Genomic DNA, 24144 nt, shown 5'->3' on the forward strand with positions numbered 1-24144 from the left:
GAATAATAATTGAAATTTATTTATAATATAATTAACCCGTTGGGTGAAATTATCAAAAACGTCAATGGTAGTGTTTTTTGCGTAATGAAATGAAGCGAAAAATGTATCGAGAACCGTTTTCTATTCAATATTTTCTTGTTCTCGATACAAATTTTCCGAAAAAGCTATCGCGTTTTCTGAAAATTCACTCGAACTGACGAAAATTTAATATCCAAAAACAATTTCACCCAACGAGTAATATAATTATAAAAAAGAAATCCCGACAAGTTTTAATTTGTCGGGATTTTGCTTTAAAAAAACGTACGCCCCGATGGCGCACATTTGTATTCTAGTAGTCACAATTGTTAGCGCAGGTATTTACCTGTGCATACAAATGTCAAAACAAGTTTAATACTATTATACCATATATAAATATAAAATAATCCATTTTTTAACACCCTTTCCTTTGGAGGTGTTTGGGGTGAGGATTGATTTTACATTTTTTTTATCACATAGGTTACAATTCCCCAAATGATGAGTTCGTTTTCTTCGGTTACTTTTATGGGAGTGTAGTTGCTGTTTTCGGGCATCAGGTAGAGACAGTCTTTTTCTAATTTAATGCGCTTTACGGTGAATTCTCCATCGATAAAACAAATAGCAATTTTGTTGTCTTGGGGTTCAATACTTCGGTCTACAATCAGTACATCTTTGTCGTTGATACCAGCGTCAATCATCGAGTTTCCTTTTACTTTAATATAAAAGGTAGCTAATGGATTTTCGCTCAACTCTTTATTTAAATCGATATTATTCTCCATAAAATCAGCTGCGGGAGAAGGAAATCCTGCCGAAACACCATCAGGAATGAAAGGGATTCTTAATTCGCTTTCATAATCTGGTTTGTAGAAACTTAGTTTTGGATCTTTTTTCATTCGCATCGTATTTCAAGAATATCTTTAAATTTAGTGGTGTATTTTGGTGATAAAAGTTTCTGATTCATATCCCAAGTGAGTTTTAAATTCTGGCTTGCCAATTTTACTTTGGTATCACCAATTTTCGTGTTGAGACGATCCATTACTTTCATTAGTGCTAAATGTTTTGGGTTTTCTTCTTCGAATAATTGAAATTGTTTTTGGTTTTCGCCAATGAGTTCGCTAACAATGACTCCTGCTTTTTTAAATTTCAAATGTTCGTTCCCTTGATGCAATTGTTTGAATAATTCAATAGCAGCATTCGAAATTGTTAATGTCGAATTTGTACTATATGGCAAGGTGATTGCTTTGTTGAAATAGTATTTGGATGTTTTCACGGTGTGTTTGTCAATAACGAGTAGTACTATTATAGTATAGCAACAGGATTGTTGTTTGCGTAATTTCTCCGCACAAACGGCTGCAAAAGTAGCGATACGTTCCCTAAGTAAATCAAAATCGGAGATTTGTCTAGGGAAACTTCGGGTAATGGCAATGCTTTTCTTTTGCACTGCAATAGGTTCTAGGTCTAAAACCGATTTTCCTTCTAATTCTGCTTTTAAACGAAGCCCTATTACACCCATTTCTCTTTTTATCCAGGCTTCGTGTTGCGGTTGTATAAAATCTAAGGCAGTATTGATGTTTCTTAATTTTGCTTTTTTAGTCATTTGATAACCAATCCCCCAAACATCTTCAATTTTAGTCCATTTCAACGCTTTGATGCGTTTTTCCTCAGAATCAATAACATATATACCTTGGGTTCTGTCTTGGAATTTCTTAGCAATTTTATTGGCTACTTTCGATAAGGCTTTGGTTTCTGCAAATCCTATGCAGGTAGGAATGCCAACCCATTTTTGAACACGATTTTTTATTTGAAGCCCATAATCATGGTAATCTGGAATGGTTAAGCCGTCGAAGTTCAAGAAGGCTTCGTCAATGCTATAAATTTCTATATTCGGCGTAAACTGATTTAGAATTTGCATTACACGCTGACTCAAATCACCATAAAGTGCATAATTAGACGAAAATAGTTTTACGTTTTTTTCTTTTACTAAATCTTTAATCTGGAATGCTGGAGCACCCATTGGAATTCCTGCTGCTTTGGCTTCATAACTTCTAGAGATCACACAGCCATCATTGTTGGATAAGATAGCAACTGCCTTTCCGTTGAATTCTGGTTGGAAAACACGTTCGCAAGAAGCATAGAAATTATTACAATCGACTAAAGCATACATGATACAAAATTACGCAATAGACTTGCAGCCAAATCCTGTTTTAAAGTTAATTTTTAGAAATTGTTGACAAATTTTCGATTTTATAAAAGGACAAAAAAATTGTGTTTGTAGTTACAAACTATATTATTTTACCTATTTACTGTTCTGTATTATCGTTTTTTAACTAAAACGTTTTCGTAAAAGGTAATATAGCATAGTAATGTGAAAAACTGCTGTAGTTTATTTCTGTGTTAGCATACTATCTTTGCCTCAGTTAACAGAATTATAAATTAAAAAAATTCTAATTATGAAAAAGATTGTAAAACTTAGTTTGGTAGTAATGGTAGTTCTAATTGCTATGAATACTCGTGCAACTGGTGTTAAAATTTCTAAAAATGAAAAAGCTAGTTCAAAAAAGATGGTGACTTTTGCTTTAAATGATATAAACAAAGCCAATGTTTCTATTTATGATGCAAACGATAAATTGTTACACACAGAGAAAGTGTATACATTGAATTTGAATCCACTTAAATCCGATACAAAAATTGTTAAAACCTATGATTTAAATCCTTTAGCAGATGGGGTTTATTACCTAGTTGCTGAATCTAAAGCTAAAACGGTTATATATGAAATTCTTGTAGTGAATGAAACGGCAACTATCATGTCAGATCCTTATTCAGAAGTGTATAAAACGGTTGCGGTTAAATAATTAACTTTGGTTAGTAGTTAAAGAGACTCCTTTTTAGGGGTCTTTTTTTATGCAATTACTCCAAAAACGATTTCAATTCATATCTATATTCAGAAGCATTTTTTCCAGTGAATTCCTTAAATAATTTATTAAAATGACTAAAATTATTGAAACCGCTTTCAAAAGCTATTGCTGATATGCTGATGGGTTTTTCGGCTAATAATTTGCAAGCATGAACTAGCCTGTAATCGTTCACAAATTTGGTGAATGTTTTATGGGTTACTTTTTTAAAATATCTGCAGAAAGAAGGTACGGTCATACTTACTTTATTGGCAATGTCTTCTAAACGAATAGGTTCTTTGAAATGGTCTTTTACATAATTAAATATAGAATTGATTCTTTCATTGTCCTGAACGTGCATTTCCATTCGGAAACCTTCAGCGTTTAAAACCGTAGCGTCTTCGGTGGCTAATTCTAATTCATTCAAGATTTCGATAATACTTAATAATCTTTCAAATGGATTTTTATCTTCCATTTTTCCAATCTTCTTCCCAATCTTTCTTTTGGTTTTTCCACCAAAAGTAATTCCTGATTTGGCTTGTTGTAATAAATCCTTAATATTTCGCATTTCAGGAATCTCAAAAAAATGTTCTCCTAAGAAATCAGGTTTCATTTGGATCACAATTTCGTTTTTATTTCCCGTTAATTCATCGGTAAAGCCACAATGTGGTAAATTGCTTCCTATTAAAGTCAAATCGCCACTGGTGTAATAGGAAATATGACTTCCTACCTGGCGTTTTCCTGCTCCACCATTTACATAAATCAGCTCGATTTCTGGATGATAATGCCAAAAATGAGAGTTGTAATTAATATCATACTTGGTTAATGTGAACGAACTTCCAAAAGAAGGTTCTATGATTTTAAGAGTTGGTAGGCTTGATTTCATTTTGTTGGTTTTAGTTGGTTGTACTAAATTAACAAAAAATGGGTACTATTGACTATGCTAAATCGCAACGTTTTAGTATGATTTAAAATAGCATACAAAATACAGAATTAATATTTTTAGTTATTGTATTTATAAATGAGTCTTAGTTATAAAGATTAGATCAATGAAGTATTCATCATTAAAAAGAAATAAATTTTTAACGAGAATTTTTAAAAAAAGTATTTCGTTTGCTAAAAGACAGTATTACAAAAGATTAAGCCTTGAGCCCGAGTTTTTTATAAGCTATTTTGGACAATACACTCTTGTGATTAGAGAAAATAATTTTAATTTTTTTAAATTAAAACGATATAATTATTTCTTTGGCACGGATTATGTTGTATAAATTATTGGTTAGAATTTGCTATTAGTTAGTAATTAGTTTGTGTAGTTAAAAAAAAGCTTCAGGTGGTTCTGAGGCTTTTTTTGTTTTATAGAATTCCCATAATACGATCCATAACCCAGCTGGTGTGTGTTGCTGTTTTTCCATTTGAAGGATGAATTCCTATTCCAAAAAGTTGTTCTTTCATTTCTCCCACATGATTGAACTGTACGTTTTCAGGATGTTCTATTGTAAGTGGAATTACGCCGTTTTCATTTGTAAGTACTATTGGATTTTCATCGAAAATAGAAAACTCGATAGTTCCCTGACTTCCATAAATAATTACTTTGTCTTCTCTGGTCGCGCAGCCAAAGTTCCAACTTCCTGTTCCTGTAATTCCGCTTTCATGTAGCCAACAAGCAACAAGAGCATCCTTAGCCGAATATAAATTTTGTTGATTCAGACTGATTCCCGAAACCTCTTTGATATCTCCTAACAAATAATTGAATAGATCTAATCCATGACTGGCTAAGTCATCAAAATAACCGCCTTTAGCAACTTCAGCATCTGTGCGCCAATTGTACAACCCAGATACATCTTGTGGAGAAGCGGGTTTGCTTAAATGCCAACTAATGTGTCTTATTTGTCCAATGCTATTGGCATCAAGCCATTTTTTTATTTGTTTGAATCTGGGTAAAGTCCGTCTGTAGTAAGCTGTAAAAAGCGGAATTTTTTTAGCTTCAAAAGCTTCATAAATGGCTTTGCTATCTTCGTAGCTTGGAGCCAATGGTTTTTCGATGCAGCAAATTTTACCAGCTTGCGCTACTTTTAATCCGTATAATTTATGAGAATCGGGTGGAGTTGCAATATATACCGCATCCACTTCAGGATCATTGATAAGGGCATCAGCGTCTGAATAGTGTTTTTTTACACCGTGTCTTTTGGCATAATCTGCTGCTTTTTCGGCATCTCTTCGCATGACAGCGACAATTTCAAAACCTTCCGTTTTTTGATAAGCGGGACCACTTTTTTTTTCGGTTACATCTCCACATCCAATGATTCCCCATCGAATTATTTTCTTTTGATTGATAGCACTCATTTTAGTCATTTTAATTACAACCATCAATGCCACAGCTATTGGCATCTGGAGCCTCCAATATAGTAATTTTTGATTCAAATTTGCCTTCTTCCCAAACTTTTTCTAGTGTTTTCACAAAGGTTTCTTCGTGTTGTGCTCCCGATATTGCATATTTATTATCGAATACAAAAAATGGTACGCCTTGAATTCCTAACTTGTGTGCCATTTCTATATCTTGTTGTACTTTATCAGCAAAAGCATTTGTGTTTAATACTTCGGTAATTGATTTTGCATCAAGTCCTACTTGTATTCCTAATTTAGATAAGGTTTCTTTGTTATTGATGTCTTCTCCGTCTGTTAAATAGGCTTTAAAGAGTAGTTCTTTCAATTCGTTTCCTAGTTGATGCCCTTTAGCTAAATGCAATAAACGATGGGCATGAAATGAATTAGCCATAATGGCTTTTTCAAAATGAAAATCCAATCCTGAATTGGCTGCATTTTGGGTCATGCTTTCTAAGGATTCAATCGCCCAATCTTTATCTTTTCTATATTTTTCAGCCAAATGATCTGCTAAGTTATCGTCTTCTGATGCTACAAAGTTTGGATCAAGTTGAAAACTTTTCCATTCAATTTCAATAGCGTCTTGATGTCCAAATTGATGTATGGCATTTTCTAATCTCCTTTTTCCAATATAACAAAATGGACACATAATGTCCGACCAGATTTGTATTTTAAGTTTGTTTTCCATCTTTATTCTTTTTAAAGAGTGATTATGTTTGTATATACAAATGTAGTAAAAAGCTATTGTAACTATTTCTATTTTATACTTTTATTAGCAAAGATGTATCAACATGAAAACCTATGGAGAGAAAAAAAATACCGCAGAGAACGCTAAGTTTTTTATCCTTAGCTTTTATAAAAGCAAAGTCCGCAAAGCGTTGTATTGACTTAGCTTCGCGAATTTTGTGATTTTAAAAGTTTTTTTAGATGAAAAAACTTAGCGTTCTCTGCGGTAAAAATAAACAGAGAGTATTTTTTTGTTTCTCCACAACATTTAGCGTTGATCCGCAAAGATGATTTGGATGTGAGTGGTTTAAAATCAAAAAAACCATCAAAATTTACTTTGATGGTTTTTTGTATGTGGTATAAATATTATTACAATAAGTCTAATACAAAAGAAGGGAATAAACCTAAAGCAATATTTAATACTATAGCAATTACAGCAACAGCATAATATACAGTTGGAGTAGGGTTTTTAGCTTCATTAGGTTCTTTGGTATACATTGCTAAAATCAATTTGAAGTAGTAACCCACACTAATAATAGAATTGATTACTGCTATTATAACTAAAGCAATAAATCCAGCTTGAATCGTTTGAGTGAATAAAAATAATTTAGCAAAGAAACCTCCAAAGATTGGAATTCCAGCCATAGACAATAAGGAGGCAGTTAATATGGCTGCCATTAAAGGATTGTTTTTTCCTAAACCATGAAAATTAGTAATGTCTTCGTTTTCTTTGGTTTTACAAACATATAAAATCACACTAAAAGCAGCGATTCCAGCCAATGCATAAGCCGAAGTATAATACAATAAAGTTCCGGATGATTTTTCGGTACTTAATAAAGTCATTAACATAAATCCGGCATGTGAAATACCTGAAAAAGCCAAGATACGTTTTACGTTGATTTGGCGTAAAGCCATAATATTTCCAACAGTCATTGAAGCAATAGATACAATTACAATGATCAATTGAAATGCTGGTGAAATATCAGCATTCATAGTTTTTACTAATTTGTATAATGTAGCAATGGCAACAACTTTCGCTAAAGTACTCATCAATGCGGTAGTCAAAGCTGGAGAACCTTCGTATACATCGGGTGCCCAGAAATGGAATGGAACAGCAGCAATTTTGAAAAGCATTCCAATAAAGATCAAAACGATTCCTATTGGGAACCAAATTGGTAATTCGGCAGAACGAGATAATTCGCTAATTTCAACAATGTCAAAACTTCCCATTGCACCGTAAATCAAACAAATTCCAAAAAGAAGAATTCCTGATGCAAAGGAACCCATTAAGAAATATTTCAAACCAGCTTCGTTACTTTTAATGCTCAATCGGTTGCTTGACGCCAAAACGTATAAAGCAATAGATAAAACTTCGATTCCTAAAAAGAACATCGCTAAGTTTCCAAAAGAAACCATAGCAACAGCTCCCGCTAATAAGAATATTTTTATGGCAATAAAATCGGAAATTTTAGATTGATTTCCTTCATAAAATTTATGTCCTAAACTCACTAAGAAAATAGTAAGGATGATAAATAATCCTGAAAATGCCGAAGAAAATTTACTTACAACAATCATGTTGTTGTAATACGCATTAGGAGCAGCATTATATTCAGATATATCTAATCCAAGCACAGCCAATAATCCAATAACGACTACTGGAATGATGGCTTTTCTAGCATCAAAAATTTCAAATAAAAGGCATAAAATACCTAATCCTATTATTGCTATTAATGTATTCATATTTTATTTTGTGATTCAGGATTTGAGCTTATAAACACGCAAATCTTTAGTTTGAATTTAATTTATACTATTATTGAATTCTGTTTAATGTTCTTAAAATCTGATCCAAACTAGGATTGATTAACTCATTAATTGGTCTTGGATACAATCCGAAAAAGAAAATAACCGCAATGATAATGACCAAAACTATGGTTTCATGTAAAGTTACATCGGCAAATACCTTTGTATTGGTTTCTCCAAGCATTACTTGTTGGTACATTTTCAACATATAATAAGCTCCTAATATAATTGTAGTTCCACCCAATACAGCAAACCATACATTAATTTGATACAAGCTATATAAAACCGTAAATTCTCCAACAAAGTTAAAAGTAGTAGGCAATGCGACAGAAGCCAAAACCAATATCATAAATAATGAAGCAAATTTTGGTGCTTGTGTACGAATGCCACCCATTTCGGCAATAACTCTGGTGTCAAATCTTCTGTAAATGATTTCTGCTGCAAAGAACAATCCCACTACAACAAAACCATGCGAAATCATTTGTAAAACTGCTCCACGTAATCCGTCAATGTTTAAAGTATAACAACCAGCTGCAATTAGTCCAACGTGTGCTAATGAAGAATAAGCCAATAATTTTTTCAAATCTTTTTGTCTTAACGCTACAATCGAACCGTAGATTACACCTGCAATTCCTAAACCGATTAATATTGGTAAATAGGTTTTTGATGCAATTGGAGTAATTGGCAATTGCCAACGCAATACACTATACAAACCCATTTTTAGCATAATACCAGATAAAAGCATAGTTCCCACTGTTGGTGCTTTTTGGTACACTTTTGCCTGCCAGGTATGGAAAGGGATAATTGGAATTTTGATAGCATAAGCTAAAAAGAATGCCCAGAAAATCCAGAATTGTTCCATTCGGCTTAATTCCACTTTGTATAAATCCTGTAGCAAGAAACTACCTGATTTTTGGTATAAATAAACAAAAGCAATTAACATGAATAAAGATCCTGCAAGCGTATAGATAAAGAATTTAACTACTGCTTTTTTACGTTCTTCTACATCTCCATTACCCCAAATTAAAGCAATAAAGTAAATTGGAATTAATGCTAATTCCCAGAAGATATAATACAAAAGTCCATCAGATGCTAAGAAAGTACCCGTCATAGCAAATGACATAAACAAAATTAAAGCATAAAATGATTTTGCATTTTTATATTCATTTCCAAAAGAAGAATAGATAATCAATGGTGTCAATGCCGAAGTCAATAATAGCATGATTAACGACAATCCATCGGCAGTGAAGGCTACAGCAACTTCAGGTTTGTTAATCCAATATTTAAAATAACTAATGTTGACTCCAGAGTTATAAGCATTCAACAAAGCAATTGTTATTCCTAAAGCAACTAAGCTGAATAATAATGCCACTTTTGAAGCCAGTTTATCACCTGCGAAATAAGTAGCAAATGCGCCAACAAGAAGTATAATTAATAGTAGTGATACGTTCATGATATAAAATTATTGAGCTAAAAATAAATAAGTTAGTATGGCACTAAGTCCTAAAACAAATACAAATAAGTAAAAACCAATACTTCCTGTTTGTAATTTCTTTCCTTGGTAACTTAATTCGTTGGTTACTTTTCCTAATCCAAATACTAAAGATGATAAAGATGTTTCGATATAATCTCTAAAGAATCTAGACAAGCCATTGATTGAATTTACGAAGATGACATTGTAAATCTCATCCACATAATATTTGTTATACAATACTTTTGAAAGTCCCGTAATTTCAGCATCTTCTGCTGGAACTTGATTTTGTTTGATGTATTTTACAAAAGCAATTGTAATTCCGATAATTCCACCAAGTACCGCAATAGCCATTAAAGTGTATTCTGTTGTACCAAAATGATGTGCTTCATGCGCTTCTTTCGAAAATAAAGGCGCTAAATAACCATTCAGCCAGCTATTTGTTGGTAAACTAATCAAACCACCAATAGTTGCTAAAATGGCCAATACAATAAGCGGGAAAGTAATTAATCCTGGGCTTTCGTGTAAATGAGATTTTTGGTGTTCAGTTCCTCTGAATTCCTTAAAGAAAGTCAAATACAACAAGCGGAACATATAAAATGCAGTCATTAACGAAGCTAGAGAAGCAATAACCCAAAGCGGTATGTTGTTATGATAAGCAGTCATTAAGATTTCATCTTTCGAGAAAAATCCTGAAAAAGGAGGAATTCCTGAAATAGCCAATGACGAAAGTAAGAAAGTAATAAAAGTGATTCCCATTACTTTTTTCAATCCACCCATTCTACGCATATCTTGTTCGCCGTGCAAAGCATGAATTACTGATCCTGAACCCAAGAACAAACAAGCTTTAAAGAAAGCATGAGTGATTACGTGAAAAACCGCAATTTCATAAGCGCCAAAACCTAAAGCTAAGAACATTAATCCCAATTGAGAAACGGTAGAATAAGCCAATACTTTTTTGATATCGGTCTGAACCAAAGCAATTGTTGCAGCAACTAAAGAGGTTACAGCACCTACAATAGCAATGATATTTTGTACTTCGGGAGCTAAATCAAACACATAATTCAATCTTGTTATCATAAAGATACCAGCAGTTACCATCGTAGCGGCGTGAATCAAAGCCGAAACTGGCGTTGGTCCAGCCATCGCATCAGGCAACCAAGTGTATAATGGAATTTGAGCCGATTTTCCACATGCTCCAATAAATAAAGCAAATGCAGCAATCGAAATCATGGTGAGGTCTAAATTACCAGAAGTAGCAATAGCCGTTTTTAAAGTAGTATAATCTAAAGTTGAGAACATAGAACCGATGATAAAAATACCAATCAATAATCCTAAATCACCTATTCTATTCATGATGAAAGCTTTTTTAGCCGCATCATTGTATTCTTGATTTTTATGCCAAAATCCGATAAGCAAGTACGAACAAAGTCCAACGCCTTCCCATCCAATGAATAATACTAATAAGTTGCTTCCAATAACTAAGGTAATCATGAAGAAGATAAACAAATTCAAGTAAGCAAAGAATTTGTGCATATTCTCATCATCATGCATATAGCTGATAGAGTAGAGGTGAATCAATGAACCAATTCCAGTTACAAAAAGCAACCACAAAATCGACAATTGGTCTAATAAGAAACCAAAATTCACTTGGAAATTACTAATTTGGATCCAATTGAATAATTCTATTTGCACCGCTTCTTTGGTTTCGTTGATTTGAAGAAAAAAGACAAGAGTAGCAACAAATGAAACCGCAACAGTCAATGTTCCAATAATTCCTGAAGTTGATTTCCCAATCTTTTTCCCAAAGAAAATATTAAATAAAAATCCTAAAAAAGGAGCTAATAATAAGAGTAAAGCTAAATTCGTATTCATTATCGTTTATCCTTTTAAGTTTTTTAAATTATTAATATCAATCGAACCTAAATTTCTAAAAATCGATACCAAAATTGCTAAACCTACAGCAACTTCAGCCGCAGCTACAGCCATAGAGAAAAACACAAATATTTGTCCTTGTGCATCCTGATGATAGGTCGAAAATGCCACGAATAAAAGATTTACTGCGTTTAACATAATTTCGATCGACATAAATACGATGATGGCATTTCGTCGATATAAAACTCCAAATACTCCAATACAAAAAAGTATTACAGAAAGGAAGATATAGTTCTCGATGCCTATTTCATTTAAAATATTAGTCATTTTATTTCTCCGTTTTTTCTTTTTTAGACAATAGTACAACTCCAATCATAGCTACTAGAAGCAAGATAGAAGCAAATTCAAAAGGAACCATGTATTCGTTCAATAAAACACGTCCTAAAACCTTTATAGATTGATAATCTTCGCCAGTAGCAATATATTCTCCCTCAATAGGTTTTGAATTGATAAAAATCAAAATCAAAACAATACAAATCAAACAAAAAGAAACAATAGCTCCTAATCGTGTAATACGAGGTTTATGTACTTCATTTTCCTTATTCAAATTCATCAACATGATGGTAAATAAGAACAAAATCATAATGGCTCCCGAATAAACAATAACATGAACAATAGCTAAAAATTGAGAATTCAATAGTAAATAATGTCCCGCTATAGAAAAAAAGGAAATTACTAAGTAAAGCGCACTATGAATAGGGTTTCTACTAAATATAGCCAAAAAAGCGGTAATTAACGTAATAAACGATAAGAAACAAAATATAATTTGTACAGGAGTTGCGTTAGCAAAATCAGGAATATGTATCATTTAATTAGCGTTATTAAGTTGAGCATTTTTGATAGCCATATCTAGCGGCATCACTAATCTATCTTTTCCAAAAATAAAATCTTCTCTTTCATAACTAGAAGGAACTAATACTTTTGAAGTTGTCAAATAAATAGCGTCTTTAGGACAAGCTTCTTCGCATAATCCACAAAAAATACAACGCAACATATTAATCTCATATATTGAAGCATATTTTTCTTCTCTGTACAAATGTTTTTCATCCGCTTTGCGCTCAGCAGCTTTCATAGTTATGGCTTCTGCTGGACAAGATAAGGCACACAATCCGCAAGCAGTACAGTTTTCTCTTCCTTGTTCATCGCGTTTCAACATGTGCTGACCACGATATACTGGGCTCATCGTACGTACTTGTTCTGGATACTGAATGGTAACCTTTCTTGTAAACAAGTGTTTCAACGTAATGATTAATCCTTTTACAATTGCAACAAGATACAAACGCTCTAAAAAAGTCATCTCTTTATTAGAGACTTGTACTTTTCTTCCCGATAAGGATATGGTTTCTATTGACATCTTTATTTTATTTTTTATTTGAAGCTAATCCTGCTTTCCGTTTCAATCTTTTTATTCGCCGCGGCGAATAAAAAGGATTTTCACTTCAATCAGGGCTAGTGCTACTCTTTGCTTATTTAAAATCCTAAAAATACTGCTAATTCGTGTCTTAAAATTACAATTCCTGTAATCACAATATTAAGAATTGATAGCGGAATTAATATTTTCCATCCTAAATTCATCAATTGATCGTATCTGAATCTTGGAATAGTCCATCTTACCCACATATAGAAAAAGATGAAGAAACATATTTTTGCAAATAATACTCCAATTCCTATTACGTTTGCCAAATTTACTCCCCAGTTTTCTACAGCCCAACTCATTCCAGGATAGTTATAACCTCCAAAGAATAAAACAGCCAGAATAGTAGAAGAGATAAACATACTTGCATATTCAGCAAATAAGTAGAATCCCATTTTCATCGAAGAATATTCAGTATGATAACCACCAATTAATTCACTTTCGCATTCCGCTAAGTCAAATGGTGTTCTGTTAGTTTCTGCAAAAGAACAAATCAAAAAGATTAAGAATGACAGCGGTTGGTAAAATACATTCCAGCTCATTCCGGATTGTTGCAAACTAATTTCTCTTAAGCTTAAAGTTCCTGTCATCATTAATAATGCAATTAATGATAATCCCATAGCAATTTCATAAGAAACCATTTGAGAACCCGCACGAACCGCTCCCATCAAAGAAAACTTATTGTTCGAAGCCCATCCTCCAATCATGATGCCGTAAATACCAATAGAAAGAATAGCCAAAATGTATAACAAGGCATTGTCAATATCAGCCGCTTGAAGGATAATATCTCTTCCAAAAAGATGAAATTTATCTCCCCACGGAATTACTGCGCTGGTCATTAATGCCATGCTCATCGAAATTGCCGGACCTACAAAAAACAAAAATCTGTTTGGTGTATCAGGTTCAAACTCTTCTTTCGAAAATAATTTCATTCCATCAGCAAGCGGTTGTAATAATCCGCCCCAACCTGCACGGTTTGGTCCTACACGATCTTGTAAAAATGCTGCAACTTTACGTTCAGCCCAAGTAGAGTACATTGCCATAATCATCGTAACGGCAAAGACAACCAGAATGATAACACTTTTTTCTATAATAATTGTACTATCCATTTTTTATAGATTACCATTTTTAAATTCTTCTTGCTCTTCTTTATTCAAAGGGATTGCAGTCATACTGATTTTTTTGCGGTCTTGCTCTCTTCCTTTTAGGATTCCTTCTTCGGTAGCAATATGAACTGTATCTAATTTTTGAGTATAATTATTTTGATTGATAACCGAATCTTTATCAAATTTTCTTGGGCCTTCAATTACCCAATCCGCAGGATCTTTGTGGTCAAAACGACATTCGTTACAAATAAAATCTTCTACTTCGTGGTATTGGTCTTTTCGACCAGTAACTCTTTGGATTTCATTTCCAAACATCCAAACCGTAGTTTTTCCGCAACATCCTGGAGTAGTACATTCTCTGTGAGCGTTGAAAGGTTTGTTGAACCAAACTCTCGATTTAAAACGGAACGTTTTATCAGTCAAAGCACCTACAGGACATACATCAATCATATTTCCTGAAAATTCATTGTCAATAGCTTTCGAAATACAAGTCGAAATATTAGCGTGATCGCCACGGTCTAAAACTCCGTGAACTCTGTTGTCTGTCAATTGATCCGCCACTTGCACACAACGTTGGCATAAAATACAACGATTCATGTGTAATTGAATATTTGGACCAATATCTTCTGGTTCAAATGTTCTCTTTTCTTCTATAAAACGTGTTTTAGATTTTCCGTGTTCAAAGCTTAAATCCTGTAAATCACATTCTCCAGCCTGATCGCAAATAGGGCAATCCAGCGGGTGATTAATCAATAAAAACTCAGTAACCGATTGACGTGCTTCACGCACTCTATCTGAATTTTTACTGTTGATTTCCATACCATCCATACATCCTGTTACACAAGATGCCATTAATTTTGGCATTGGTCTAGGATCGGCATCGCTCCCTTTTGCAACTTCAACTAAACAACAACGGCATTTTCCACCGCTTCCTTTTAGTTTCGAGTAATAGCACATCGCAGGCGGAACTGATTCTCCTCCTATCATACGAGCCGCTTGCAAGATGGTTGTTCCTGCTTCAACTTCAATTTCTTGACCGTCTATTGTTACTTTCATTTCAATTATATGTTTTGAAATTCGTCAATGTTAAATTGATATTTCTTTTCTAATATGTATTCTAATTGTATTTTTAACTTCAAAATATGATTTTCTGATTCTTCAAAATTCTCAATTACAAAACTAATCAAGTCTTTAAATCTCTCATCACTTTCAGGATTTAATGATTTTGAACGTTTCATGAACTCAACAAAATCAATAAAACCAAATTCTTTAATCTCTTTATTTTTCTTTTTCAAAAATTCATTAATCCAATGTTCAAATTGTCTAGGGCCAATCAAAATTAAAAACTGACAATTTTCACTGTGTTTATAAATTTGTGAATTTTCATTTTCATAAATTTTCACAAAACTAGCAGGAATCTTTTTGTTTTTATCGATATCCACGATGCCAACACTAAAATTCCCTTTGCTCCTTTTATAAACTCCATCTATTACAGCGTCATCTCCACTTTCTTTTCTTATTAAGCTTTTGTCGTTTAATAGCTTCCCGAAAAAATATTTATCTGCCCAACATTCTACACCAATTAATTTCATATTCTCAAATTAATTCGTTTCCCATAAACTTTCAAAATTAAAGAACGGATTCATGCCAAATTCATACACGTCCTCATTTTTATCTTTTTCTAAAAGCTTCACTTGTGTTTCTCCATTTACATTGTGAACCAAATAAATGTTAGTGTTTTCTTTGCTTTCCTCGTCTCTTAAAAATTCTTTTATTATAAAATCACTGTGTGTTACGATGAAAAATTGATTATCATTTTCATCATATTTAACATCATTGGTAAATTCTAAAATATAAGGCTCAAAACAATGTGCTTCTGGTTCTTCAAATAATAAAACGCTTTCTTTATTGCTCATTATTGCCGCTTTATAGAAAATTAATCTTTGTAAAGTGTCAGCAATCATATCATAAGGTAATGTAAAAACAGTGCCATCTTGATATTCTTTGAATATTTTTAACTCGTTAGTCCCTTTTTCAATTAATAATTTTAAATTATTCTGTTTGAAAAACTCATTAATTTTATTTCTTAATATTGGATTTAATGCAATAATTTCAGCTAAATTTTCTCCAAAAGGATGATTTAGCGATGTTGAGTCAGATTGGTTATTATTTTTATGATTTTTGTTAAAGCTATACTTCTTGGTAGTTAAATTAAAAGCAGGAAAAACCTTTTTTTCATATAATTGATTTTTATCAAATCCAATTCCTTTTTTATCAATACTTAAAAAAAGATGTTTTTTATCTTTGTCTTCACGCTTAAAAAAGCCTAAACCATCACCATAAGAAAATCCTAATGTCAAATTATTACATTTTATTGATGCCAATTTCCCATTGAAATTCCCTTCATAAAATAAATCTGAAAAGTTATTATATCTTACAAAATTTTTTAAATTAAAAAAATCATTTTTTAAACCAAACAGACCCAAAGCTTCTAAAATATTACTTTTTCCAGCATTTGGCATTCCAACAAAGACATTAATCTTCTTGCATCCATCAATTTTTAAATGTTTGATAGATTTGAAGTTAGAAATTTCTATGTTATTTATTTTTTCCAATGCTAAATGTTTTTAAACTGTTTGTTTGCTAACCAAATGTCTTACTTTATCAAAAGGCTCGGCAACAAAGTGATTTCTGTTTTTTATTCTTTCTGGAAAACGAACATGATATTCAAATTCTTCTCTAAAATGGCGAATAGCTGCTGCTACTGGCCATGAAGCTGCGTCACCTAATGGACAAATCGTGTTTCCTTCAATTTTACTTTGAATACTCCATAGCAAATCGATATCTTCTTCACGTCCTTGACCGTTTTCAATACGCCATAAAACTTTCTCTAGCCAACCTGTACCTTCACGACAAGGTGTGCATTGTCCGCAAGATTCATGGTGGTAAAAACGGGCAAAATTCCAAGTGTTACGTACAACACAAGCTGTATCATCATAAACGATAAATCCTCCTGAACCTAACATTGAACCTGTTGCAAATCCACCATCACTTAAGGATTCGTATGTCATCAAACGATCTTCACCATTTGCTGTTTTAAAAATCAAATTAGCTGGTAAAATCGGCACAGATGAACCTCCTGGAACTAAGGCTTTCAAAGGTCTATTCGAACTCATTCCGCCTAAATATTCGTCAGAATTCATGAATTCATCAACGCTTAATCCTAATTCTATCTCGTAAACTCCAGGGTTTTTTACATGCCCAGAAGCCGAAATTAATTTGGTTCCCGTAGATCTTCCAATTCCAATTTTAGCGTAATCATCACCTGAATTGTTAATAATCCATGGCACTGATGCTATTGTTTCTACATTGTTTACCACTGTTGGGTTAGCCCAAAGTCCAGATACTGCTGGAAATGGTGGCTTGATACGAGGATTTCCTCTTTTCCCTTCTAAGGATTCAATCAAGGCCGTTTCTTCACCACAAATATAAGCTCCAGCACCACAATGAACGTGTAGTTCTAAATCGTAACCTGATCCTAATATATTTTTTCCTAACCAACCTGCAGCTTTTGCTTCGGCAATGGCTCTTTCTAATATTTTAAAAACCCACATGTATTCTCCACGAATATAGATGTACGAAAGGTTTGCACCCAAAGCAAAACTAGAAGTAATCATTCCTTCAATCAATAAATGAGGAATAAATTCCATCAAATAACGATCTTTGAATGTTCCTGGCTCAGACTCATCGGCATTGCAAACTAAATGTCTAGGTTTTCCTGATTTTTTGTCAATAAAACTCCATTTCATTCCAGCTGGGAAACCCGCTCCACCACGACCACGAAGTCCTGATTTTTTCACTTCCTCAACCACTTCATCCGGAGTCATGGCTTTTATTGCTTTCTCAACAGAAGCGTAACCACCTTCTTTACGATATACTTCGTAGGTTTTGATTCCAGGTACGTTGATTTTGTCTAATAATATTTTTTTTGACATCTTATTTATCGTGTAATATTATTTTATTATCTCGGCAATCAGCAATAATCTGATCGATTTTTTCTTTAGTCAAATGTTCTTTGTAGAAATCCCCTAATTGCATCATTGGAGCGTATCCACAAGCACCTAAACATTCTACACCTCTTACTTCAAAAAGTCCGTCAGCAGTAGTTTCGCCAATGCCTACACCTAATTTTTCGCAGGTATAATCCATTAAATCTTCTGTTCCTCTTAGACAACAACATGAAGTTTGGCAAAATTCAAACATGTATTTTCCAATAGGTTTTAGGTTGTACATGGTATAGAAAGTTGCTACTTCGTAAACTTCAATAGGTAATATTCCAAGAATCTCGGCAACCTTATCCATTAATGCAACGCTCAACCAGTTGTCGTGAGCATCTTGAACTTCGTGCAAAACAGGCAATAAAGCCGATTTTTTCTTGTCTTCTGGATAATGACTAAGCAATTCATTGATGCGATTCATCAATGATTCCGTCATATTTATTTCTTGTTCGTAATGTTTTCTTTCCATAAGCCCCACCCCAGCCCTCCCCGAAGGGGAGGGAGCCGAGTTATAAATTAATTATTTGAAAATATGAATTCCATTTTTTTCTTCTTTTTCTGATTCCCTCGCCGCGGCGAGGTTAGGGGGCTTTTATGCATCAAGCTCGCCCGCTATTACATTTAAACTGGATAAAATAACAATGGCATCTGATAACAATGCACCTTTTATCATTTCAGGATATGCTTGGTAGTAGATAAAACAAGGTCTTCTAAAGTGAAGTCTGTATGGTGTTCTACTTCCGTCAGTAACCAGATAGAATCCTAATTCTCCATTTCCTCCTTCTACCGGATGGTAGATTTCGGCAACCGGAACAGGAACTTCTCCCATTACAATTTTGAAATGATAGATTAAAGATTCCATATTATTGTAAACATCTTCTTTTGGAGGCAAATAATAATCTGGAACTTCAGCATGGTATTCGTTTCCTTCTGGCATTTTGTCCAAAGCTTGACGAATAATGCTCAAACTTTCCCAAACTTCGGCATTACGAACACAAAAACGATCGTATGTATCTCCAGATTTTCCTACTGGAACTTTAAAATCAAAGTCTTCGTAAGAACTGTAAGGTTGCGCCACTCGAACATCATAATCAACTCCTGCTGCACGTAAATTTGGTCCAGTAAATCCATAAGCCATGGCGCTTTCAGCAGAAATAGCACCTACATTTACGGTTCTGTCTATAAAAATTCTATTTCTTTCAAATAGGTTTTCAAATTCTTTCCAGGCAACTGGGAATTCTTCTAAAAAAACATTTAGTTTTCTAAAAGCTTCTGGTGACCAGTCTCTTTCAAAACCACCAATTCTTCCCATATTTGTCGTTAAACGAGCACCGCAAATCTCTTCGTAGATTTCGTATACTTTTTCTCTAAATTGGAAAACATAAAGAAAACCAGTATAAGCACCCGTATCAACTCCTAAAATGGAATTACAAATCAGGTGATCCGTAATTCTTGCCAATTCCATTACAATAACTCTTAAATATTGTGCTCTTTTAGGAACTTCAACACCTAGTAATTTTTCTAATGTCATCCACCATCCCATGTTATTGATAGGCGAGGAGCAATAGTTCATACGATCGGTAAGAGGAGTAATTTGGTAAAATGGACGGTTTTCGGCAATTTTTTCAAAAGCTCTGTGAATGTAACCAATAGTTGGTTCAGCATCTAAAATTCGTTCTCCATCCATCAACAGAATGTTTTGGAAAATTCCGTGAGTAGCTGGGTGAGTCGGACCTAAATTCAGAATAGAAAGCTCGTTTCCGTCTTCATTTAGTTGCTCTTTTATTATTTTAGCATAGCGATGCTCTGGTGGTAATAATAGTTCTGACATTTATAGAATGTGAAAAATTATATTATTGTTTTTTTTAGCAATTGTCTACTGTTCTTCCAAAGAAGCGGTCGTCTTTGTCAGTTCTTCCGCCATCTTCCATTGGGAATTCTTTACGCATTGGAAAAGAAATCATTTCATCCATATTCAAAATACGTTTCAGTTGTGGATGACCAATAAAATTCACTCCAAAAAAATCATAAGTTTCTCTTTCCATCCAATTCGATGATAAGAAAATATTCGAAATTGTTTTGATTTCTGGAGTTGAACCGTTAATAAAAGCTTTTATTCGAATGCGTTTGTTTTCGTACCAATTGTGCATGTGATATACAATTGCAAATTGTTTTTCAACTGGATTATCTGGATAATGGATGCCACATAAATCAGTTAAAAAATGAAAACGTAAATCAAGATCGTTTTTTAAGTATAAAATGATAGCGGTATTGTTGTTAGCATTGATTTCGAAAGAAAAAATATCTCTTTCCTGTTGGAAATTAAATACATCTCCACCGAAAGTAGATACTAATTTTTCTTGTATAGCTGTGTTTTCTAATGCCATTTTATTTGATATTATAAGAAGCTAATAATTCTTGATACTCTGGAGAACTTCTTCTTCTTACCGATTCTGTTTTTACTAGTTCTTGTAATTTCATCACACCATCAACAATTTGTTCTGGTCTTGGCGGACATCCTGGAACGTAAACATCAACTGGAATTACTTTGTCAATTCCTTGTAAAACGGAGTAGGTATCGAATATTCCACCTGATGAAGCACAAGCTCCAACGGCAATTACCCATCTAGGTTCAGACATTTGTTCGTAAACTTGACGTAAAATAGGAGCCATTTTTTTAGAAATAGTCCCCATTACTAATAACATATCGGCTTGACGGGGAGAAAAACTTACACGTTCTGAACCAAAACGCGCCAAGTCATAATGAGATGCCATAGTGGCCATGAATTCAATACCGCAACAAGAAGTTGCAAACGGCAAAGGCCAAAGCGAATTAGCACGAGCCAATCCTACTACATCATTTAGTTTTGTGGCAAAAAAACCTTCACCTACAACACCTTCAGGAGGGGCAACCATATTTATTTTTGTATCGCTCATTTTATAAAAGTTATAAGTTATGAGTTGTAAGTTCATAACTTAAATTTAAAATCAATTTTTAATTTCAAAACCTTCTTATTCCCCTTTAGGGGTTAGGGGTTTATTCCCATTCTATAGCTTTCTTTTTGAGGATATAGAAAAAACCAACCAAAAGTAAAGACATGAAAATAATCATTTTTACCATTCCTTCTAATCCAAGTTCTTTGAAATTTATAGCCCAAGGATAAAGGAAGATTACTTCAATATCAAATAATACGAATAAGATTGCTACAAGGAAATATTTTACTGAGAATGGAATTCGAGCATTTCCTACAGATTCAATTCCGCACTCAAAATTTTTGTCTTTGATAGCAGATTTTCTTTTTGGACCTAATTTTCCAGAAATAATGATAGTACCTACTACAAATCCGATAACAAGCAGAGCTTGCATGAGAATAGGTAAATAATTGAATTGATCAGATTGCATAAATAATGGATTTTGCGCTAAATTTAATCACAAAGATATGCTTCAATGTCATAAAACACAAGTAGACTATCAAAATTAGTACTTGGTTTTAATGGGTTTTTTAGTAGTTTTTAATGATTATAAATAAGAACCTTGGTGGTTTCTTAAAAAAAACCAAAAATTTAACTTTTAATTATAAAAAAAACGTTTCGAAATAAATCGAAACGTTTCTAAGCATTCGTAACAAAAAAAATATTTTGTTTAGATTACTGCAACTTTAGCAGCAACTTTTCCTTTTCTTCCTTCTTCTTCTTCGTAGCTAACTCTGTCACCTTCGCGCAATTCTTCCGCGTTGATTCCTGAAGCGTGAACAAAAATGTCTTTTCCTGTTTCTTCGTCTGTAATGAATCCGTAACCTTTTGATTCATTGAAAAATTTAACTGTACCTGTACGCATTGTAATAGTAATAATAATTTATAATAAGGCAAATGTAAGGTTTAATTACATACGAAAATGATTATTATCAATTTTTTTCATAAAATAATTGATATTCAGTGTTTTCACTTAATACCGAAAGAGATTTACTATAAATCCAATTGAATGTGTAATTCTTTTAATTGAGCGTTATCAATGGCTGATGGAGCATCAATCATCACGTCTCTACCTGAGTTGTTTTTAGGGAATGCGATAAAATCTCTTATGGTTTCTTGACCTCCTAATATAGCCACTAATCGATCCAATCCAAAAGCCAATCCACCATGTGGCGGAGCTCCAAACTGGAAAGCATCCATCAGGAATCCAAATTGTGCTTTTGCTTCTTCTTCGCTAAAACCTAAATATTTAAACATTAATTGTTGCGTTGCTTTATCGTGAATACGAATAGAGCCGCCTCCAATTTCGTTTCCGTTCAAAACCATGTCGTAAGCATTCGCACGAACTTTTCCTGGTTCAGTTTCTAATAGTTTCATGTCTTCTGGTTTTGGGGAAGTAAACGGATGGTGCATAGCATGGTAACGACCGCTTTCTTCGTCTAATTCTAACAAAGGGAAATCAACTACCCAAAGTGGAGCAAATATTTCTGGGTTACGCAATCCTAAACGAGTGGCTAATTCCATTCGTAAAGCACTCAATTGTGCTCTGGTTTTATTTGCTGGTCCCGAAAGTACAAAAATCATGTCGCCGGCTTTTGCGCCTGTTACTTTTGCCCAATGGTTTAAATCTTCTTGGTCGTAAAATTTATCTACTGATGACTTAAAAGTACCGTCTTCATTACATTTTACATACACCATTCCTGATGCGCCTACTTGTGGGCGTTTTACCCAGTCAATTAATGCATCGATTTCTTTGCGAGTGTAATTTCCAGCTCCTGGAACGGCAATTCCAACTACCAATTCAGCAGCATTGAAAACTGGGAATTCTTTATGCTGAGCAAATCCATTTAGTTCTCCAAATTCCATTCCAAAACGGATGTCTGGTTTGTCATTTCCATACGTTTTCATCGCGTGCTCATACGTCATGCGAGGAAATTTATCAACTTCAATTCCTTTGATTTCTTTTAGCAAATGACGTGTCAAACCTTCAAAAATATTTAAAATATCTTCTTGTTCCACAAAAGCCATTTCACAATCGATTTGTGTAAACTCAGGCTGACGATCTGCACGCAAATCTTCGTCACGGAAACATTTCACAATTTGGAAATATTTGTCCATTCCACCTACCATCAATAATTGTTTGAAAGTTTGTGGCGATTGTGGTAACGCATAAAACTGTCCTTCATTCATTCGAGAAGGGACAACAAAATCTCTTGCTCCTTCAGGAGTCGATTTGATTAAATAAGGAGTTTCAACTTCGCAGAAATCCAAATCAGATAAATATTTACGTACTTCCATTGCCACTTTGTGACGGAAAAGCAAACTGTTTTTTACCGGATTTCTTCTAATATCTAAATATCGATATTTCATTCGAATGTCTTCACCACCATCCGTTTCATCTTCAATGGTGAAAGGTGGAGTTAAAGCAGCGTTTAGAATGTTTAGTTCTGTAACTAAAATTTCGATTTCACCCGTTGGAATGTTTTTGTTTTTAGCTTCTCTTTCAATAACAGTTCCCCTAACTTGAATTACAAATTCTCTTCCAAGGGTTTTTGCTAATTCGAATACGGATTTTTCAGTACGACTTTCGTCGAAAATTAATTGTGTTATTCCATAACGGTCTCTTAAATCAACCCAATTCATGAATCCTTTATCACGCGATTTTTGAACCCAACCCGCAAGTGTAACTTCGGTGTTGATATGTGAGGCGTTCAACTCGCCACAGTTATGACTTCTATACATTTCGAAAATTTTAATTATTTGATTTATAAGTCAGAAAAAAAAGACTCGGGTGCAAATTTAGAACTAATTATGTACATTGAATTGAGAAAATTGATTTTTTAATGCTTTGAATTATCTGAGTTTTTAATTTCCAATGTTAAGTTTTTGTCTAATGTTATTAAATTGTTACCAAATTGTTTTTTAAATGTAAATTAATATGTAATTTTGATAAAAGAAACCACATAAAATTTTGTATTATGAAAAAATATATAGTTATCGGAGCAGTATTAATCACAGGAATGATTTTTGCACAAACACCTAAACCGCAGTTAGAAGCCATTGGAAATAAAGTAAAAGCAACTTATTTTCATGAAAATGGTAAAGTACAACAAGTAGGTTTTTATAAAGAAGGTAAATTGGATGGAAAATGGACATCTTATGATAATGAAGGAAACAAATTAGCAATTGCTGAGTACAATAAAGGAGAGAAAGTAGGGAAATGGTTTTTCTGGAACAATTCTACTTTGAGTGAAGTAGATTATGCTAATAACCAAGTTGCTTCTGTTAAAAATTGGAAAAAAGAAGCTATTGCTAATGTTGATTAAATTTACAATTGTTAATTAAAAAAAGGCTTTTCCATAATTTTTGGAAA

Annotated in this window: 25 protein-coding genes; 2 read left to right on the forward strand and 23 right to left on the reverse strand. The window is 33.4% G+C overall.

Annotated elements, in window-relative coordinates; translation table 11 throughout:
* Positions 1 to 473 precede the first annotated feature (473 nt).
* Positions 474 to 914, reverse strand: coding sequence for a LexA family protein (locus tag AAGV28_RS11725; protein ID WP_373406999.1), 441 nt, complete (start codon positions 912 to 914; stop codon positions 474 to 476).
* Complete coding sequence (locus tag AAGV28_RS11730) at positions 905 to 2179, reverse strand: Y-family DNA polymerase (protein ID WP_373407000.1); 1275 nt, start codon at positions 2177 to 2179, stop codon at positions 905 to 907. Before AAGV28_RS11730 ends, AAGV28_RS11725 begins: the two co-directional genes overlap by 10 nt.
* 286 nt (positions 2180 to 2465) lie before the next feature.
* On the opposite strand from AAGV28_RS11730, the gene AAGV28_RS11735 reads away from it, so the two are divergent.
* Entirely contained in the window at positions 2466 to 2867 is a 402-nt protein-coding gene (locus tag AAGV28_RS11735) for a hypothetical protein (RefSeq protein WP_373407001.1), read from the forward strand.
* A 55-nt stretch (positions 2868 to 2922) separates the two neighbouring features.
* Here the strand turns inward: AAGV28_RS11735 and AAGV28_RS11740 are convergent, their stop codons facing one another.
* The 21 genes from AAGV28_RS11740 to aspS all read right to left on the reverse strand — a co-directional run bounded on the left by AAGV28_RS11740 (position 2923) and on the right by aspS (position 23513).
* A complete protein-coding gene (locus AAGV28_RS11740; RefSeq protein ID WP_373407002.1) occupies positions 2923 to 3792 on the reverse strand; it encodes an AraC family transcriptional regulator in 870 nt (289 codons plus the stop codon).
* 467 nt (positions 3793 to 4259) lie between these two features.
* Positions 4260 to 5249 (reverse strand): Gfo/Idh/MocA family protein, encoded by a 990-nt coding sequence (locus AAGV28_RS11745; protein ID WP_373407003.1) that lies wholly within the window; start codon positions 5247 to 5249, stop codon positions 4260 to 4262.
* 10 nt (positions 5250 to 5259) lie between these two features.
* A complete protein-coding gene (locus AAGV28_RS11750) occupies positions 5260 to 5976 on the reverse strand; it encodes a DsbA family oxidoreductase (RefSeq protein ID WP_373407004.1) in 717 nt (238 codons plus the stop codon).
* A gap of 407 nt (positions 5977 to 6383) precedes the next feature.
* Entirely contained in the window at positions 6384 to 7754 is a 1371-nt protein-coding gene (locus tag AAGV28_RS11755; RefSeq protein WP_373407005.1) for an NADH-quinone oxidoreductase subunit N, read from the reverse strand.
* Between the two features lie 70 nt (positions 7755 to 7824).
* Positions 7825 to 9267 (reverse strand): complex I subunit 4 family protein, encoded by a 1443-nt coding sequence (locus AAGV28_RS11760; protein WP_373407006.1) that lies wholly within the window; start codon positions 9265 to 9267, stop codon positions 7825 to 7827.
* 9 nt (positions 9268 to 9276) lie between these two features.
* Positions 9277 to 11160 (reverse strand): NADH-quinone oxidoreductase subunit L, encoded by a 1884-nt coding sequence (nuoL, locus tag AAGV28_RS11765; protein WP_373407007.1) that lies wholly within the window; start codon positions 11158 to 11160, stop codon positions 9277 to 9279.
* Between the two features lie 6 nt (positions 11161 to 11166).
* On the reverse strand, positions 11167 to 11487 hold the full coding sequence (gene nuoK / locus AAGV28_RS11770) for an NADH-quinone oxidoreductase subunit NuoK (protein WP_073243864.1): 321 nt from the start codon (positions 11485 to 11487) through the stop codon (positions 11167 to 11169).
* Position 11488: 1 nt separating this feature from the next.
* Positions 11489 to 12028 carry an NADH-quinone oxidoreductase subunit J family protein gene (locus AAGV28_RS11775; RefSeq protein ID WP_373407008.1) on the reverse strand — a complete coding sequence of 180 codons (540 nt, stop codon included), beginning with the start codon at positions 12026 to 12028 and terminating at the stop codon, positions 11489 to 11491.
* Positions 12029 to 12574 carry a NuoI/complex I 23 kDa subunit family protein gene (locus AAGV28_RS11780; RefSeq protein ID WP_373407009.1) on the reverse strand — a complete coding sequence of 182 codons (546 nt, stop codon included), beginning with the start codon at positions 12572 to 12574 and terminating at the stop codon, positions 12029 to 12031. It lies immediately after the preceding gene.
* Between the two features lie 116 nt (positions 12575 to 12690).
* On the reverse strand, positions 12691 to 13743 hold the full coding sequence (nuoH, locus tag AAGV28_RS11785; protein ID WP_373407010.1) for an NADH-quinone oxidoreductase subunit NuoH: 1053 nt from the start codon (positions 13741 to 13743) through the stop codon (positions 12691 to 12693).
* A 3-nt stretch (positions 13744 to 13746) separates the two neighbouring features.
* Positions 13747 to 14796 (reverse strand): NADH-quinone oxidoreductase subunit G, encoded by a 1050-nt coding sequence (locus tag AAGV28_RS11790; protein WP_373407011.1) that lies wholly within the window; start codon positions 14794 to 14796, stop codon positions 13747 to 13749.
* A 5-nt stretch (positions 14797 to 14801) separates the two neighbouring features.
* Positions 14802 to 15332, reverse strand: a complete 531-nt coding sequence (locus tag AAGV28_RS11795) for a hypothetical protein (protein ID WP_373407012.1) — start codon at positions 15330 to 15332, stop codon at positions 14802 to 14804.
* Positions 15333 to 15341: 9 nt separating this feature from the next.
* On the reverse strand, positions 15342 to 16355 hold the full coding sequence (locus AAGV28_RS11800; RefSeq protein ID WP_373407013.1) for an AAA family ATPase: 1014 nt from the start codon (positions 16353 to 16355) through the stop codon (positions 15342 to 15344).
* Between the two features lie 12 nt (positions 16356 to 16367).
* On the reverse strand, positions 16368 to 17735 hold the full coding sequence (gene nuoF, locus AAGV28_RS11805; protein WP_373407014.1) for an NADH-quinone oxidoreductase subunit NuoF: 1368 nt from the start codon (positions 17733 to 17735) through the stop codon (positions 16368 to 16370).
* Between the two features lies 1 nt (position 17736).
* Entirely contained in the window at positions 17737 to 18267 is a 531-nt protein-coding gene (locus tag AAGV28_RS11810) for a complex I 24 kDa subunit family protein (RefSeq protein ID WP_373407015.1), read from the reverse strand.
* 123 nt (positions 18268 to 18390) lie between these two features.
* A complete protein-coding gene (locus AAGV28_RS11815) occupies positions 18391 to 19629 on the reverse strand; it encodes an NADH-quinone oxidoreductase subunit D (protein ID WP_373407016.1) in 1239 nt (412 codons plus the stop codon).
* A 34-nt stretch (positions 19630 to 19663) separates the two neighbouring features.
* Entirely contained in the window at positions 19664 to 20185 is a 522-nt protein-coding gene (locus AAGV28_RS11820) for an NADH-quinone oxidoreductase subunit C (protein ID WP_373407017.1), read from the reverse strand.
* Between the two features lies 1 nt (position 20186).
* Entirely contained in the window at positions 20187 to 20735 is a 549-nt protein-coding gene (locus AAGV28_RS11825) for an NADH-quinone oxidoreductase subunit B (RefSeq protein WP_373407018.1), read from the reverse strand.
* Positions 20736 to 20835: 100 nt separating this feature from the next.
* Positions 20836 to 21201, reverse strand: a complete 366-nt coding sequence (locus AAGV28_RS11830) for an NADH-quinone oxidoreductase subunit A (RefSeq protein ID WP_373407019.1) — start codon at positions 21199 to 21201, stop codon at positions 20836 to 20838.
* A 240-nt stretch (positions 21202 to 21441) separates the two neighbouring features.
* A complete protein-coding gene (locus tag AAGV28_RS11835; protein ID WP_007137066.1) occupies positions 21442 to 21636 on the reverse strand; it encodes a cold-shock protein in 195 nt (64 codons plus the stop codon).
* A gap of 128 nt (positions 21637 to 21764) precedes the next feature.
* Positions 21765 to 23513, reverse strand: a complete 1749-nt coding sequence (aspS, locus tag AAGV28_RS11840) for an aspartate--tRNA ligase (RefSeq protein ID WP_373407020.1) — start codon at positions 23511 to 23513, stop codon at positions 21765 to 21767.
* 236 nt (positions 23514 to 23749) lie between these two features.
* On the opposite strand from aspS, the gene AAGV28_RS11845 reads away from it, so the two are divergent.
* Complete coding sequence (locus tag AAGV28_RS11845) at positions 23750 to 24097, forward strand: toxin-antitoxin system YwqK family antitoxin (protein WP_373407021.1); 348 nt, start codon at positions 23750 to 23752, stop codon at positions 24095 to 24097.
* Positions 24098 to 24144: the final 47 nt, after the last annotated feature.

Origin of the sequence: Flavobacterium zubiriense (assembly GCF_041729725.1) — a bacterium.
In the GTDB taxonomy this organism is placed as follows: Bacteria; Bacteroidota; Bacteroidia; order Flavobacteriales; family Flavobacteriaceae; genus Flavobacterium; species Flavobacterium zubiriense.

Coding starts and splice junctions, on each gene's coding strand:
- AAGV28_RS11725 (WP_373406999.1), bottom strand. CDS start 914: ATGCGAATGAAAAAAGATCCAAAACTAAGTTTCTACAAACCAGATTAT.
- AAGV28_RS11730 (WP_373407000.1), bottom strand. CDS start 2,179: ATGTATGCTTTAGTCGATTGTAATAATTTCTATGCTTCTTGCGAACGT.
- AAGV28_RS11735 (WP_373407001.1), top strand. CDS start 2,466: ATGAAAAAGATTGTAAAACTTAGTTTGGTAGTAATGGTAGTTCTAATT.
- AAGV28_RS11740 (WP_373407002.1), bottom strand. CDS start 3,792: ATGAAATCAAGCCTACCAACTCTTAAAATCATAGAACCTTCTTTTGGA.
- AAGV28_RS11745 (WP_373407003.1), bottom strand. CDS start 5,249: ATGAGTGCTATCAATCAAAAGAAAATAATTCGATGGGGAATCATTGGA.
- AAGV28_RS11750 (WP_373407004.1), bottom strand. CDS start 5,976: ATGGAAAACAAACTTAAAATACAAATCTGGTCGGACATTATGTGTCCA.
- AAGV28_RS11755 (WP_373407005.1), bottom strand. CDS start 7,754: ATGAATACATTAATAGCAATAATAGGATTAGGTATTTTATGCCTTTTA.
- AAGV28_RS11760 (WP_373407006.1), bottom strand. CDS start 9,267: ATGAACGTATCACTACTATTAATTATACTTCTTGTTGGCGCATTTGCT.
- nuoL (WP_373407007.1), bottom strand. CDS start 11,160: ATGAATACGAATTTAGCTTTACTCTTATTATTAGCTCCTTTTTTAGGA.
- nuoK (WP_073243864.1), bottom strand. CDS start 11,487: ATGACTAATATTTTAAATGAAATAGGCATCGAGAACTATATCTTCCTT.
- AAGV28_RS11775 (WP_373407008.1), bottom strand. CDS start 12,028: ATGATACATATTCCTGATTTTGCTAACGCAACTCCTGTACAAATTATA.
- AAGV28_RS11780 (WP_373407009.1), bottom strand. CDS start 12,574: ATGTCAATAGAAACCATATCCTTATCGGGAAGAAAAGTACAAGTCTCT.
- nuoH (WP_373407010.1), bottom strand. CDS start 13,743: ATGGATAGTACAATTATTATAGAAAAAAGTGTTATCATTCTGGTTGTC.
- AAGV28_RS11790 (WP_373407011.1), bottom strand. CDS start 14,796: ATGAAAGTAACAATAGACGGTCAAGAAATTGAAGTTGAAGCAGGAACA.
- AAGV28_RS11795 (WP_373407012.1), bottom strand. CDS start 15,332: ATGAAATTAATTGGTGTAGAATGTTGGGCAGATAAATATTTTTTCGGG.
- nuoF (WP_373407014.1), bottom strand. CDS start 17,735: ATGTCAAAAAAAATATTATTAGACAAAATCAACGTACCTGGAATCAAA.
- AAGV28_RS11810 (WP_373407015.1), bottom strand. CDS start 18,267: ATGGAAAGAAAACATTACGAACAAGAAATAAATATGACGGAATCATTG.
- AAGV28_RS11815 (WP_373407016.1), bottom strand. CDS start 19,629: ATGTCAGAACTATTATTACCACCAGAGCATCGCTATGCTAAAATAATA.
- AAGV28_RS11820 (WP_373407017.1), bottom strand. CDS start 20,185: ATGGCATTAGAAAACACAGCTATACAAGAAAAATTAGTATCTACTTTC.
- AAGV28_RS11825 (WP_373407018.1), bottom strand. CDS start 20,735: ATGAGCGATACAAAAATAAATATGGTTGCCCCTCCTGAAGGTGTTGTA.
- AAGV28_RS11830 (WP_373407019.1), bottom strand. CDS start 21,201: ATGCAATCTGATCAATTCAATTATTTACCTATTCTCATGCAAGCTCTG.
- AAGV28_RS11835 (WP_007137066.1), bottom strand. CDS start 21,636: ATGCGTACAGGTACAGTTAAATTTTTCAATGAATCAAAAGGTTACGGA.
- aspS (WP_373407020.1), bottom strand. CDS start 23,513: ATGTATAGAAGTCATAACTGTGGCGAGTTGAACGCCTCACATATCAAC.
- AAGV28_RS11845 (WP_373407021.1), top strand. CDS start 23,750: ATGAAAAAATATATAGTTATCGGAGCAGTATTAATCACAGGAATGATT.